Origin of the sequence: Aestuariibaculum sp. YM273 (genome assembly GCF_030908365.1) — a bacterium.
GTDB classification, from domain to species: domain Bacteria; phylum Bacteroidota; class Bacteroidia; order Flavobacteriales; family Flavobacteriaceae; genus Aestuariibaculum; species Aestuariibaculum marinum.
Window position 1 is genome coordinate 3,324,459 of sequence record NZ_CP133090.1, and the last position, 15,419, is coordinate 3,339,877.

At 33.7% G+C, this 15,419-nt stretch carries 8 protein-coding genes; all 8 read right to left on the reverse strand.

Annotated elements, in window-relative coordinates:
* Positions 1-349: 349 nt before the first annotated feature.
* The gene (locus RBH94_RS14265) at positions 350-1,666 is read right to left on the reverse strand and encodes a DUF6055 domain-containing protein (RefSeq protein ID WP_307881513.1); all 1,317 of its coding nucleotides are present in this window, start codon (positions 1,664-1,666) and stop codon (positions 350-352) included.
* Between the two features lie 4 nt (positions 1,667-1,670).
* On the reverse strand, positions 1,671-3,635 hold the full coding sequence (locus RBH94_RS14270; RefSeq protein ID WP_307881514.1) for a glycoside hydrolase family 97 protein: 1,965 nt from the start codon (positions 3,633-3,635) through the stop codon (positions 1,671-1,673).
* Positions 3,636-3,647: 12 nt separating this feature from the next.
* Positions 3,648-5,606, reverse strand: a complete 1,959-nt coding sequence (locus tag RBH94_RS14275) for a glycoside hydrolase family 97 protein (protein WP_307881515.1) — start codon at positions 5,604-5,606, stop codon at positions 3,648-3,650.
* Between the two features lie 90 nt (positions 5,607-5,696).
* The gene (locus tag RBH94_RS14280; protein WP_307881516.1) at positions 5,697-6,449 is read right to left on the reverse strand and encodes a hypothetical protein; all 753 of its coding nucleotides are present in this window, start codon (positions 6,447-6,449) and stop codon (positions 5,697-5,699) included.
* 10 nt (positions 6,450-6,459) lie between these two features.
* The gene (locus RBH94_RS14285) at positions 6,460-9,183 is read right to left on the reverse strand and encodes a DUF5695 domain-containing protein (RefSeq protein ID WP_307881517.1); all 2,724 of its coding nucleotides are present in this window, start codon (positions 9,181-9,183) and stop codon (positions 6,460-6,462) included.
* A gap of 196 nt (positions 9,184-9,379) precedes the next feature.
* Positions 9,380-11,989, reverse strand: a complete 2,610-nt coding sequence (locus tag RBH94_RS14290; RefSeq protein WP_307881518.1) for a T9SS type A sorting domain-containing protein — start codon at positions 11,987-11,989, stop codon at positions 9,380-9,382.
* Between the two features lie 137 nt (positions 11,990-12,126).
* On the reverse strand, positions 12,127-14,247 hold the full coding sequence (locus RBH94_RS14295; RefSeq protein WP_307881519.1) for a family 43 glycosylhydrolase: 2,121 nt from the start codon (positions 14,245-14,247) through the stop codon (positions 12,127-12,129).
* A gap of 198 nt (positions 14,248-14,445) precedes the next feature.
* Complete coding sequence (locus RBH94_RS14300; protein ID WP_307881520.1) at positions 14,446-15,411, reverse strand: ornithine cyclodeaminase family protein; 966 nt, start codon at positions 15,409-15,411, stop codon at positions 14,446-14,448.
* Positions 15,412-15,419: the final 8 nt, after the last annotated feature.

Below are 15,419 nucleotides of genomic sequence, written 5' to 3' on the forward strand. Positions count from 1 at the left end.
TATAGTTTGTTGTTTGTTGTTTGTTGTTTGTTGTTTGTTGTTTGTTGTTTGTTGTTTGTTGTTTTTTTAATAACATAAAATTGACATGAAATTAAGCCCATCAAATAAACTTTATGTTCTTTTGTAAAATTAGAATCTTATTTATTTATACCTGTATTATAATTAGCAGAAACTAATACTATCTTAACCCCTTTTTTTAATAATATTAAAAAGTAGAACAAAATAGGTTTGATTTTAAAGAAATAACATACAATTCTAAGACTTAAAAGCTAAAACATGTATAAACCTTAAAAAAAATCTCCTATCAGAATTGATAAGAGATTTTAATTCCTAAGAAATTCGAAACCATCTAATTACCTACAAAAGTCCCACTTAAACGAAACTTATAGGGCCACTGCTCCACTAAAGGTTCAATTCCTCTTTTTAAAACTAAAGAAATATGTTTTCTAGGTGCACCTGTAACGGTGAACCATAAGTATTCTGTATTTTCAGGGATTTTGAATTTAACCCTACCTTGCGGGTCTTTATATATTTTACTATAAACCCTATTCCCATTGTTTAAATATGCGACAAAACCATAACGCCAACCTGCAAATTCAGCATTCCTATTTTTATACTCCTTAGACCTAACTATGCCCTTAAAATCTAACCTAATTGTTTGTCCGTACTTCGGAACCTTTAATTTAATAGCATTATAGCCATAATTTTGTGGACAGTTGGTAGAGTCTACCTTATACCATCCATCCCCTGTTTCAGTTAGTTTAGTTTTATGCATATTTCTATAAGGTCCTGCCAAACTATCTATTCTAGGTAAATCCCATGTTATAAACCTTCTAGAAGCATCAAACATTTCATCATTAAATTCGTCCTGATTAAGCTTATACAATTTTTTATAGGTCTCTACAACATCTTCTCCTTCTTGGGTATTTCTACTCAATTCTCCCCAAAAATCAATTCCACGTTTATATGACCAATACTCCAAAACAAAAGGCGAATGATACATATTTTTTGGATGCAAAAACGCGTAATGAGTACCTTCTAAAAATCCTTTTAAATGATAATTTTCGAAAGTAAGCCAATCAGGATATACTTGCCATAACATATATTGGGCAGACATTTCCATAACTGGGCCATTCGGACCAGATTTGCTGTCTCTTCTACTAAGGTATTGAAAAGAATGACCTATTTCATGAGCCAATGCTCCATAAGGACTTTTGTTTATTCTTACAGCCGGGGTCCACAACACTCCCACATCCTCTGATCCTCCACCAAATGCAGTACCTTCCTCTCCTCCAATAACAAAAATTAGCAATTTATACTTATCTGTTAGAGACTTACCTTTAAGAACAAGTTTTAAACTATCTACATAGAAATTATAAAAACGTTCACATTCCAAAATGGCTTTTTTAGGATTGAATCTTCTAGTTTCATCCGTATTATCCATTGGGTTAGCCCCATATTCTTTATGCCAAAACATAGCTATATTTTCGGATTCTATCATTCGATTAAAGCTATATTCACTACTTGCTTCTTGAAAATTATTTCTTTCTGGAATTTTCCATATTTTTTCGGGTAAATAAAGTTCCTTTTTCTGTTGATTGTTTTGTGAATAAATTACTTTGCTAAACCAACAAAACACAATTAAAATAATAGTTCTTAGTTTCATTTTTTTAATTAAATATAACGACTCCGCCCTCTGATAAAACTTGAATAGTCATTTTACCTGTTTTTGAGATTTCAACATTTTTATACCCAGCAGTTCTATCTTCATTATCGTAAATCATAGATGCTTTGCTATTATTTAGCATTGGTAAATCTAATTCTATTTTGCGAGCTTCTTTTTTACCATTTACAACAGCTACATACCATTTACTCCCCTTTCTTCTGGCTAAAGCACAATAATCACCAGGCTCTCCTCCAATATAGATTGTTTCGTCCCATACCGTTGGAACTTGACTAATAAAATCTAAAACATACTTGGGCTGTTCTTCTAAATTATTAGGGGTAATACCAAAGTGTTGAATTGGCGATAGAAATAATACAGAAGTAGCAACTTCAAAAGCATCGGTTGTTCTTCTGGTTGTCCCATAGGTTTCATCTCTACCAAGCCTTTTATTAAAAAACACCGGAGCAAAATCCATAGCTCCTACAACATTTCTTGTAAAAGGGAATATCGTTGCATTTTTAGCATAATCATCTGCATATAGCTGATCGAAATAAAGCATTTCTGATGCTTTTACAGCTTCAGAGGTAACGTAGTTAGGATACATTTTCTCCCAGCCTCTTGGTAATGTACAACCGTGAAATGTAATGGCTAAACCATATTTATTCGCGTCGGTTAATATATCTTCATATAGCTTTATAGTGTTTTGTTTATCCCCCCCAAAAAAGTCAACTTTTAAACCTTTAACTCCTATAGATTCCAACCAAGCCATTTCTCTTTGCCTGGCGGGAGCACTATCCATTTTATCTTGAGGTGTTTGAGGTGCATTATTCCAGTATCCATTAGAATTATACCAAAGTAAAACATCAACACCTTTAGAGTTAGCATACTCAATTAATTGGGGCATCCTTTCTTTTCCGATGCCTCTATCCCACCAATTATCGATAAGCACATATTCCAGTTTTAATGCCGAGGCTAAATCAATATATTTTACCTGGTCTTCATAGTTTATACTTTGGTCTTGCCACACAATCCAGCTCCATGAAGCTCGTCCCATCTTATACTCCTTTGACGGAGGATAAAGTGGTTCAACTAAATCAAATGTTATCGTTGATTCTACAATGGGTTTTAATGTATTGCCCATGGTAATAGTCCTCCAAGGTGTTTGCAGAGGCATAGCTTGCACTGCAAAAGTCCCTCCAATACCGTTATTCTCACCTTCCTGTGGGAATTCTATTTTGTATACACCATCCTTTGTAGGTTCTCCTAGTCGCGCCCCAAGATAATTACTATCAACACCCGTTTCTGAAATCAATATCCATCCATCAGTTTTGTTTACTTTAAAAAGCGCAGGAAAAGTATAACCTAGCCCATAAAGAGAAGGTTTATTTATACTTTCTCCAAAAGTATAAACCTCTTCATATGATGGCTTTGTTAATTCCCACCCAGTCATTGGTGGGGCTTGCGGTGTTATATAAGTTGTCGCATTATTAGGAATATTGAAAGCTGTAATTTCTTCAAAGACTTTTATATTTGTACTTCTTTCTTTTGTCCTAATCCTGTAGGAGAACGCTACATTATTATCACTTACCCTAAATATTACATAAAGAGTATCTTGATTGGTGTTTGTAAATTGACATGATACTTCGTTAGCGATATAATTTATATGGCTTGCTTTTCCTTTATTAAACTTATAAGATGTTTTAATTTGATTAGTAGAATGTGAAACATAGCTAAGTTCTTTATAAAAATCACCTAAAGATGTTTTTACCCCTAAAGCTGAAGGCTCTAAAAAAGTTTCTTCTTTTAAGCTAACCTGATAAAATAAATTTCCTTCATCTAAGCTAATAATTGTTTTAGTCTCTCCATCTGGACTTGCAACTTGTATTGGCATTTGCGCCAAACTTAGTTGTGTTATAGTCAGGAAAAAAAACGTAGTAAATGCTTTGGTAGTTTTTATAAACTTCATCATTTATAATTTCTTTTATTTTTTAGTAATTATGGCAGACCATCCACCTCCTTTTGCCAATTTAGCGTTAATTTTAGTGGTGTTATCTACAGTTTTAGACTCCTTCTTGTAGTCTTCCGCAAATTTGTTGGCATTCATACCATCCTTAAAAATTTCAATAGTATATTCACCGGTGTCCAAAAATCCTAAATCAATTTTCAAAGTTCTTTCATCCCAATCGGTCATGGATCCAATGAACCACTTTTCATCTTTCTTTCTAGCCACAGTAATATAATTTCCAACAGAAGCTTGTAACACTTTGGTTTCATCCCATATTGTTGGAATTTGCTTAATAAAATCTACTGTTTCTTGTTCTTCATAATATCTTGATGGTGATTCGCACATCATTTGAAGAGGTGCTTCATAAACCACATACATCGCAACTTGATGAGCTCGAGTTCCCAAACTCATTGGTCTATCAAAACTTATAGAATAATTTATTTCTTGTTTATTAATCATGGCTCCTGGCGTATAATCCATTGGGCCAGCAACCATTCTAATAAAAGGTAATGTTACATTATGCTCTGGAGTAATTTCATCACTCCACTTGTTATTTTCACTTCCTTTTACGCCCTCATAATTTAGTACATTAGGATACATCCTTCTTAAACCAGCAGGCTTAAAAGCCCCATGAAAATCTACTAAAAGCTCCAATTTAGCACAAACTTTAGCTATTTCCTCGTAAGAATGTACCATATACTGGTCGTTTCGTTGCATAAAATCAACCTTTATTCCTTTGGCTCCCCACCCCTTATAGGTTTCTAAAATCTCGTTAAGATTCGCATCTAAAGGTTTCCAGAGTACCCATAGAATAATACCAACTCCTTTTTCATCACCATAACGAATAAGTTCCTTGATATCCATATCGGGATTGAAATGAAGGATATCTGTAGTTGATTTTGTCCAGCCTTCATCAAGTATAACATATTCAATACCATTTTTTGAAGCAAAATCTATATAATACTTGTAGGTATCTGTGTTAAGTCCAGATTCGAAATCTACGCCATAAATATTATTGTTGTTGTACCAGTCCCAAGCTACTTTTCCGGGTTTAATCCAATCGGTTTTATTAATAGCTGCAGGTTTAGACAATTGATATGTTAAATTACTTTCTACAAGTTTTTTATCATCATTTGTTATTATAAATACACGCCAGGGAAAGTCTCTACCTCCAGTGGTTTCCGCAATATAATTAGCTTCTTTTGTTATAGTCTGAACACGATCTGACCTTCCATCTTTATCAATTGCTTCTAGAACAAAGTTTGGAAATTTCGCTTTTAAAACAGTACTATTAGACCCTTTTAAAAATAATCCTGGATAATCGTGCAGGGCCGTTTCTGTAAATAATACTCGGGTTTCTCCTGTAGTAAAAAGAACAGGCAAGCTACAAAATTCATTAGATGAAATTTCATTTAAACTTTTATCTAAATATAAGCGTTCATTATGCGAATACATGGATTCTTCCTGAGGAAACAATGAAGTTGTTTTGTCGGGAAAAGTAATATCGATTTGTTCTGACATCACTTGCCTCTCGGTATTATTTTGGTCGATAAATTGATAAGCTGCACCGTCGTTATAGGCTCTAAATTTTAAAGTGTAGTTTCCTTTAAAATTTAGACTCAACTCTGAGTATTCATCCTTTATTTTTGCATTTTTATGAGGAACTGTTGGGTATATCTCTTCAGATTTTAATAATACTGAATGATTTTTGACCTTGGGATTAACACCAAAATCTGTTCCTTTAGAAAAGTGCATTGAAGCAATCCCCTCTTCAATAACTACTTTATTATTTAATGATATTTTATAAGTGATACCATCAGATACCTCAACATTTATTTGAAGGTTATTATCTGGTGAATTTAAATTGAATTTCTGAGCAAAAGATTTATTCAAACAAATAAGTATGATGAATAATTTAATTAAGTTTTTTTTCATTAGTTGCGTTTATTTTCTAAATGTAATCTTAGCGTATTGTTATTTTATTTCAAAGGTTTAAGTAGTTATCCCTGGAATTAAAGTGATTTTTTAATTATCTGAATTAATTTGAAAAGGATATAAATTATAATCTTTCCCATCGAAAAACTTCAATCTATTAGGAATCGTGTTTGATATTTTATAAAAATCTTTATTAGTTATTCTATCGGAACGAAACCTTACCATCAACCAAGGCAGAAAACTCTCGGCTACATCTTCTCTTAATGGATTGTCCTTTGCATAGGTCGAGATAAACTCTCTGTCTGATGATGCCTTTGTTTCCCATTCTGGCAAATTATAAACCTCCTCATCTAAAGACGTATGGCAAGCCTCATGCACAAGTGTCTCCTCTAAAATACCATCCCTTTCATACAAAGCACCCTGCCCTGTATGTATTAATATAGATCTATTGCCACCCCCAAACAATTTAACCCCTTTGTGAATTAATATTTTATCAATAAACAACCTTAAACAATGAGGTAGCTGTCCAACTATATAACTATATTTTTTAGCTTCCTTTAAAGCCGCTTCTGGCGTATTAAACTCCGAATTAACCAGTGCCAGAGATTTAAAACCATCCTTCCAAATAATATCAAATTGAAAAGCATTGTTACTTGTAACATTTTCAATCCGTCTATCATACATTTTTACAAATTCTTTTCCTTTATAAATAATACTTTTAAAAGCAGAAGAATCCTTTGAAGTTATAATATCAGGATCTATAAAAATAGTTCCTGAGTAAGGTTGTGACCAAACAAATATTCCTCCAAGTAAAAAAATCAAAATCAAGCCTCTTTTAATCATAATAATTATTTTAATTCTCAATTTTAATCTTAAGAGTATTATTAGATTTTTCAATAGGTAAAACATATTGCCCTTTTATGGGCTTAACAATTTCATTGTTAAAATAAACCGAGCAATTCATATTACCGAGCAACTTAAATACCGTGCTATGAGCTGTTTTTACCTTATTATTAACCTCTAACTGAATTTCATTTTTTGATTTTGAAAACGTAATAGGGACAGACGAATCAAAGCCATCTCTATTTAAAACCATACCTACTCTAATATCATTTGAAACAACCCAAAACTTATTTAAAACACCATCCTTTGGAGTTATTGAAAAGGTATTCCCTTTTTGCTCATGTGTTCCACCATAAGTAATCCATCCAAAGGTTGGATCCTCAGCCAAAATAGTTGCAGCTGTTCTAAAAATAGCACCATTTCCTAAATCAGCCTCGCCATCATAATTCCATGGTCCTCTAGGACTCTCTCTACCTTGAAGCCAAATTTTACCGATTTTTTGAGGGTTAAAAGCCCATCCCATAGCACCATTATTTTCCTTTCCTGCAAACCAATAACCAAAGTTTGAATCTTCGGTTCCCACATTAAACAACGCAAACGAACTAAGATATGAAGCATACCCTAATTGTAACCAATCCCATGGTGACTCAGAGAACTCCAAAGCGTAATCTAAAATACCCCAGCCTCCCATGCGAGCCATATAACTTAAGGTATCATCCGAGCCCAAGAAATAATAAGAATTATTTATCCAACCTCGAACTGCCAATCCTGCCATTAATTGACGTTCCATAAACTCACGACTATCGGTTGTACTCACTTTTGGATGTGAATACCATTTTTCTAGTTTTTTATCATACCAAAGATTAGTATCCGATTTCATTTTAGTTGTTGCCCCGTACTTGGCAAAGGCGTAACTGGATTCGAATGCTGTTCTATCAAAACTGTATTCCGAACGAAAAGGATACTTGTCATCATAAACAAAATACTTTACCTTTTTTTCCCACTCACTCCTTAAATAATCGGCATCATTTTGACGGCCATGTTCTTCTAAAGTATCTATAAGAGGAATTAACACTAATTCATTATAACACCCCCACTTATAAGTTTCATACCAAGGTAGAATATCATATGTATAATTAAAATACCCTTTGGCCGTTTGGAAAGCTCGTTCTAAATAGCCATCGGCATCGAGGTAAGACACCCTTTCAGGGTAAAACTTTGCAATCTGATACATATGATAATAGAGCATAAAAATATGCGGGTAATCGTAAGATCTCCAGATATGCATTTTATCAAGATTTCTACTTCCTACTCCGGCTCTCAGTTTGTCATCTCTACATACATACCAATTTGGTGTTCCGTAAATACCATAAGGGTTGGGAAATTCTTTATCGGTTCGTTGTAAACCACCCCAAACAAAATTTTTAAGATAATACTCTATCGATTCTATTTCCTTATCATTTGGAAAAAATACATTTTTAGCAGCCAAAAAAGGAGCTTTGCATAAAGCCGGATCATCCGAAGCTAAAACATAACCCCACCAATGGTCGAATCCATCTGTATTATCAGGACCACGAAGCACTTCGTTTTTCATATCCCAAACCGAATAGAGTCCGTTATACCATTTTGTTGTATCCTTATGTTGTTGTTTGTCTACTAAAAACCGACTTCTTTCGTTAATTAAATCTTTAATAGGTAAAGTTGAAAAGAATTCCAGTACGGTTTTCTCGGTTTTATTATAATACACCGAAATCATATTTTCTCCTAATTTACTGAAAGAAACCTCAAAAATATTAGTGTCTTTTTTATCCGATTTTAACTGAATAATTTCTGTTTCTAAAGGGAATTCAGCTACAATAGAATCTATTCTGTTTTTGCTTCTTAAAGCTATTTTAGCTTTCAATCCCTGAGGCAAAGTCATCCCCGGAACAATGCGCGTATCTAATATGTTATTATTATAAAGAATATCTCTTAAATGATCATAACTGTTTGCCCATTCCATTCTAAAACTATACGTTACTTGATCATTAGATTCACCTTCTGGATTTAATGTCGCACCGGTATTTTCTAACCTCCAGGTACCTTCTTGATCCCGAGTAGCTTCTAATTTAGAATGCACATAGGCTTTATAAGTATTATTACTTGTTTTAAAGTATTCGAATTTAGTTTGAGGCTTAGTCATTAAAACCAGAAAAGGTGGTTCTCCTGAAGGTTTTGTAAAATATATAAATGATCCATTTTCTGCGATATGTTGATGCTCAACAAAACCTTGTTCAAAAACATACTCAGGATTTTCGCCTACCGGTTTATTCCAAGGTAATGGAATAGCAAAATTCCCAATTTCAATTGAATATTTACTTTTATTCTCAACCGTAATATCCCAGTCTATTCCCGTTTCATCAACCGTAAACGTTCGTGCCATTTTTATGGGCATACCTTCAATATAATCGGTATAAACATATTTTTTCTGATCTTTTTTAAATTTTGTTTCTCCTGTATAAATACCTAACCAATCACCTTCTTCCCCGATTTTATATTCAACTGCAGCCATTCCAAATACAGAGCCTCGCTTTACCACATTCGCTTTATGAACATCGTTTTTAGAAGAAATTTCCACGATACCAAAGCCATTAAATTCAACTCTTATTTGAGACTCACTATTTTGGCTATTTAAAATATCTGTACTAATATGTAGTATAATTATTAAAAACAGAAATAACCTAAATTTTATCATAATGTATTGTATTTAGAATAAAACCAGACTCGAACATAAATGGTTAATTTGTTAAACATCTAATTTATCAATCCTTTTAATTACACAGATGCTATTAATTATCTTATAATTTGTAAAAATTAACAGTCTTTCATAAAAAAGTGCTTGACCAATAACAATTGTCAAGCACTTAACATTAATTCAAATAAAAAATAGACTATTTTACAATTAACTTTTTAGTTTCCTGATAATCATTCGTTTTAATGGTTACAAAGTAAATTCCCTTGGATAAATTAGAGGTAGATATTTGCTCTGATATGTTACAATTCTCTTTTACATAAATTGATTGTCCATTTATATTTGATATTTGCACATCAAAATTTGAAGACGTTTCAGTTTTAAATTTAATATTGAAAAAACCTGATTTTTCAGTTGGATTTGGATACAGATCAAACCTTGAAAGGATTGACACACCTTTGTTTGTAGACAAAGAATTATCAACTATAGTTTCCTCCCAGTTAAACCATCTTAAGTCAGTGCTAGCCGCTTGAATTGCTCCTGTGCCTAATTTTAATTTATAATTAAATTTGTTAGTTCTTGCTTCTTCACTATAAACATAATCTGTATTACAAACTACAGCAAAAATGACACCGTTTGCCGGTGCACCTTGATCAAAAGAAATAGTGCAATCTCCAGCGTAAACTGGCTGACTATAAAATGTAGCACCTTCTTTTGTACGGTAGCATAGTTGTATTGACATATTTCTACCTAATGGCTCGAAGGTGACTGTAGCCGAATTTCCTGTTACATGGATTGGAATAAAGTTTGCACCAGACCATCCTGGAAGTGTTAAAGGATTAGGAATTAGATACCCTTCATTATCTAAGGTCATTTCAGCATATGGTGTTGCGTACCAATCATCAACTGGTTCTGGCACTGAAGTATCTGTATGCTCCGCATATATTCTTGTTTGAAACCAATCGTTATACATGTTCTTAAGCGGCTTCGTAAATCGTTTAAAATCGGACAATGCCAATCGCGCTCTATATTCCTGAATTAGTTGACGTGTTTTGAAATCTCCTAACCCTGGAGCTCCATCACTACCTTCGGCAATTCCCTCTAAAACGTGACCTATGGCATATTTCCATACCCATGGTAAACTTTTAATATTAACAATTTCTCCTAAAAATGTTGGAAAAATTGTGCTGTATTGCATACCCCCAAACAAATTTCTAGTTCTTAAAGTTCCATCAGATCTAACCAAACCTTGTGCTGCTGGTCCTGCAAAAGTACCGTCTGTTAGCCAGCCTCCATAGGTTTCAATTGGCGTAAACGGTGAAAATACACTGGGAGAACTTAGCCACCCTAAGTCCGAAGCTTCATAAGAACTTAATTGACCTCCCGCCTTTTCAATTTCTAAAACCATTTGCAGCCATACATTGGATCCCTCATGAAACCAAGCTGCATCTCTACATCCTGGTAGGGCCGCATAAAGGGCATGAATTCCCTCATGAACTACAGCACCTGTTTGATATGGATCGGGTGTAGCAGGATCAAAAGCCTTAACAGGTACATAAGACAATATGACGTTATGCCATACTTCACCATCTTGAGTACCAATGGTTCCCATCCATCCTCCCGGATCATACTGCCCCATATTATCATTGCATAAACCTGAGCCCAATAAATAAATCATACTGCGATAACCATTCTGGTGTAACTTATCAGGAGGCCATCCCATATTATCTCTTAAAAATCTAAAATCAGCATCTACCCGTTCCAACATATTTGTTACCGCTAAAGGTGTAATTTCCGGATTAGGAGTAGGTCCAGCAACAAAAGTCCAACTTCCATAATTTTCTCTCCAATCTTCATTACAGCCACTATAACCAGGATAATCAATCATCAAATTTTTTGTTGGTTCCGGAAAACTGGGATATTCTGCACTCCAATCATAATAAAGCGTCTCATGATCGTAAGCTGGCCACTCATTAAAGGCTGAGGTAGTTTCTTGAACTGTTATAATAAAATCTTGTGTTGTCACTGAACCACAACCATTTACATATGTATAAGTATAGGTTCCTGAACTTTCCCTTGATAGGCTAGATAACGTTATCGTTTGCGATGCTGCCGAAAAATTATCAGGTCCTGACCATAACATATTTCCTCCAGAGGTTCCTAAAGGTAATTCAGGGATTAACTCTACTGTATCTGTTCCCTCAATAACAGTATAATTTATTTCCTCTTCTGTTTCTGAATTAACACTAATTTTAGGTGTAATCATTATTGGATCACAACTTGTTGTTTCTGTTCCAAAAACCTGAAATTCTAAAATGGCCGTAGAGGTGTCGCTTTTCATACTAACCCTAATCTTACTAGCATTAATATCTAAATTTTCTAAAGTATTAAAAGTGTCTGCTACAGTTGGTAAATCCCCTGCACTTACCCATTGTAATCCATTCCAATACTCTATATAAGCATCATTTGGTATTAATAAACCTCCCATATCTGTAAACCAATATACGGATACCGAAGAAATGGTATGAGCAAAATTCCAAGAGTATTCAACCCAATTATACTTGCCATAGTCCCCTTCTCCATTCCAATTACCATAGACAGCATAGGTGCGGTCTTCCGAGCTTAATATTGGATTATTATCATTTACAGCATCGAGACTTTCCCATCCCGAAACGAATGATGTTGAGGTGTTTGTTGTGTTTAATAATGCTAAATTAGTTTGTGAAAACGCATTAATACTAAGAGCTAAAATTGTCGTTAGTAATGTCCATTTTAACAACAAAATGACATGTAAATCTTTTTGTTCCATAATTAAGGATGTTTTAGTTTGATTATTTGTTAGTTATTTGATAACCACAAGTTAAACATCCTTATAAATGTAATATTTACATTAATTAGCAATTAATTTGTAAATATTACCAATTTAAAACCCTAATAATAAATCAATTAGTATTGTCTGCTTTTAAATTGCTTCAAAATTTCTTCTTCATCTATCGCATAGTCATACATTTCAAACGATGTCATCAGTCCAGAAAAATGCTCTCCAATATCAGAGGAACCAACAATAAACTTCGCATTTTCAATAGCGGAAGATAATAGCATATTTTGGGAATTATCGAGCACACCATCTACATATATCTTTTCAACAACACCATCAAATGTTAGAACTATATAGTGCCATTGATTCTCTGTTGGTAAATTTTTATAAGCCATATCGAAATGACCGTCTAAATGTGCTGCCGCACCATAAGGACCACTATTATATGCTAAAGCGTTATAACTATTAGCCAAACCATATTTAAAACGATTACACCATGAAGCAAGAATTTCTCCTTGATTAGAAATTTCAGGGTTTTTAACCCAAGTTGCTACAGTAAAAGATCCGTTCCATGATAAATTTTCCGGAACTTCTTTATCTAATATCAATGCCCCTTTGGTAAATTCGAATGCCTTTTTCCCTGTTTCCTTATCTATAATAACGCCTACATTGCCTTGTTTTGAAAAAACACCAGAAAGTGTTCCCATATTCTTAACGCTTGTTAACGTTTCTTGTACCACAGACTCTGCTGTAATATCAATAATTTTTTCATAAGCACTTTTAGAAGCAGGTAATGTTGTTGAAGGCTTATTCTTAAGTTGTAATGGAATTTCAAATAACTCACTATAAACTTTAATATTCCATACAGCAGGAAGAAGTCCTGCTTTCTCTGTTGCTAGTATCGTTAACTTTATATAACGTGCTTCCACATCATTATCATCAATCATTGGGCTTCCTGAGGTGTAATTTTTAGCCTTATCGGCATACATTTCCCAAGCCATTCCATCTTTAGAGTATTCTATAATATACTGATAATAATAACTGGCAAATTCAAATTGAGTAGCAACCCTCTTAACATCTTTTGTTTCTCCCAAATCTATTGTTAAGCTCTGTGGAGATGTATTATTTTCAGCCTTCCACATCGTTGCATTGTTATCATCTGTAGCAAAATCCGATTCATAAACATAATCATAATCCAAAGATTGCAAATGATAACTAGATGAAGCCATAGTTTTGGCATTATGTGCGATATTCTCTGGCACTTTAGATTGAAGAATTGGTAGAATTCCTTTAAGTGACGGCACCACAGTTTTTATTGTAGAATCGTTTTCGAAAATCATCCTATCAATGCACACCTGTCTTGATAAACCTCCACGTGTCATCGGATAATCATGCTTATGGTAAACGATATAAGTATCCTCACCGTCCTCTAAAACCGAATGATGTCCCGGACCATGCACTGTTAAATCTTCATTCGAACTTAATATAGGATTATTTTCTCCCGGAGTAAATGGCCCATAAGGTGAATTAGAGTATGAATAAAGGACTTTATAAGTCTCGTCATGACAAGATTCTCCAGAATACATTAAAATATATTTATCGCCCTTTTTCATCATATACACTGCCTCAAAAGGATTTGGTGTTTGCTCTAAAGGAATGTTTTCCGGGTTAATAATATCTTTCATTGTATTGGTATCTAGCTCTCCTACGGCATATCCACCATTATAATGCACCCATGTTCCCCAATATGCATAAACTTTCCCATCGGTATCTGTGAAAAATTGGGCATCTAACGAAGGAAAACCTGGTCTTGGATAATTGTGAGCTATTACCGGAGTGTCATCTTCATTAAGTTTTGTCCAGGGACCTACTGGCGTTTCAGACACGTAACCGTAAATATTACAACCTGCTTGACAATTTCCGAAATACAAATAATATTTACCATCTTTACCTTCAACAATATCAGGCGCCCAGAAATTGCGTAAGTTAACAGATTCTAATGAAGGAATCTCCATGGTATAATTATACCAGTTTTGTAAGTCGTTACTATACCAAACAGTAGGAGCTCCAGAAGCTAACATTTCATTATCAGTAGTAGCATAGATATAATAAATATCACCAAACTTCTTAATCGTAGGATCTGCATAATAACCCGGCAAAACAGGATTGCTAATCGTAGTAGACCCTAACACAATATTTTTTCCTGAGTTCTTTTTATTACATGAAACAACAAATAAAACTAGTAACAAGTGTAGATATATTAATTTTGATTTGACCATAATTATTTCTGAGCTTAAAAATTTATCTTCAATTAAACGAAGAAGTGCCTAACCGCACATAACAAATATAGAATTGCCAATACCTTTTATTAAAGCTATTATTAGCTAATACCTTGTAAATATTAACCAATAACAACTGATATTATAAAAATTAAAACAAAATTCAACTTACTCACCACCTTTATAAACCTCATAAAAATATGATGCCGCTATTAAATCTTCTAATGCATGACCTACAGATTTAAAAAGTGTAATATCATTATCATTAGCTCTACCTAATTTGGTACCACCACATAATTCAAATAAATCTGCTTTTATATCTTCCCTTGATAATATTCCAGATGTTAAAGGAATTAAGATATCTCCACTTTCCTTCAAACCTCCTTGATAAGTATCTACAAATACGTTCGATTTTAAAATAGCTTCATCATCTGCCTCTCGTGTATCTTTTTTATACGCCCCAACTAAGTCTATATGTTGTCCAGGTTTTAGATACTTACCAAACACTAAAGGATCTGGCGATAAAGTTGCAGAGGAAATAATATCAACCTCCGATATTTTATCTTCAATATTTTTTATCGGGGTACAGGTAAAGGATTCATTATTTAAAGCCTGACAAATTGCTTGTGCCTTTTCAAAATCACGCCCCCAAACGTAAACCTCATTAATTGGCCTTACCGAACTATGAGCTTTAATTAAGTTAACAGACAAAGCACCTGTTCCTATCATTAACAAGGATGATGCTTCTTTTTTTGATAAAAAACTACTAGCTAATGCAGAGGCCGTAGCTGTTCGTTTTGCTGTGAGGGATTTTGCCTCTAAAATAGCTTTCATAGAACCTTTTTGTCCATCTAAGAATAAATACATTCCCTGAATAGCAGGCATATTATATTTACCATTATTAGGACTTACCGTAGCTATTTTTACTCCTAACTCATTTCCCGGATTAAAAGCCGGCATTAATAACAATGTGGAATCAATATTTTCTTTAGGATTCGGAAAATCATGATGATGACGCATAGGCACAATAATATCGGCACTTAAAAACCCTTGCTTTAAAGCTTCTATTAACGCTTTAAAATCACAATTTTCCTCAATAAATTCATCTGAAATGTATGGTATGGTTTTATTCATAATTGGTA

Bases quoted from the DNA above. Each gene is read 5' to 3' on its own strand.
- RBH94_RS14265 (WP_307881513.1), bottom strand. From the start codon at position 1,666: ATGAAACTAAGAACTATTATTTTAATTGTGTTTTGTTGGTTTAGCAAA.
- RBH94_RS14270 (WP_307881514.1), bottom strand. From the start codon at position 3,635: ATGATGAAGTTTATAAAAACTACCAAAGCATTTACTACGTTTTTTTTC.
- RBH94_RS14275 (WP_307881515.1), bottom strand. From the start codon at position 5,606: ATGAAAAAAAACTTAATTAAATTATTCATCATACTTATTTGTTTGAAT.
- RBH94_RS14280 (WP_307881516.1), bottom strand. From the start codon at position 6,449: ATGATTAAAAGAGGCTTGATTTTGATTTTTTTACTTGGAGGAATATTT.
- RBH94_RS14285 (WP_307881517.1), bottom strand. From the start codon at position 9,183: ATGATAAAATTTAGGTTATTTCTGTTTTTAATAATTATACTACATATT.
- RBH94_RS14290 (WP_307881518.1), bottom strand. From the start codon at position 11,989: ATGGAACAAAAAGATTTACATGTCATTTTGTTGTTAAAATGGACATTA.
- RBH94_RS14300 (WP_307881520.1), bottom strand. From the start codon at position 15,411: ATGAATAAAACCATACCATACATTTCAGATGAATTTATTGAGGAAAAT.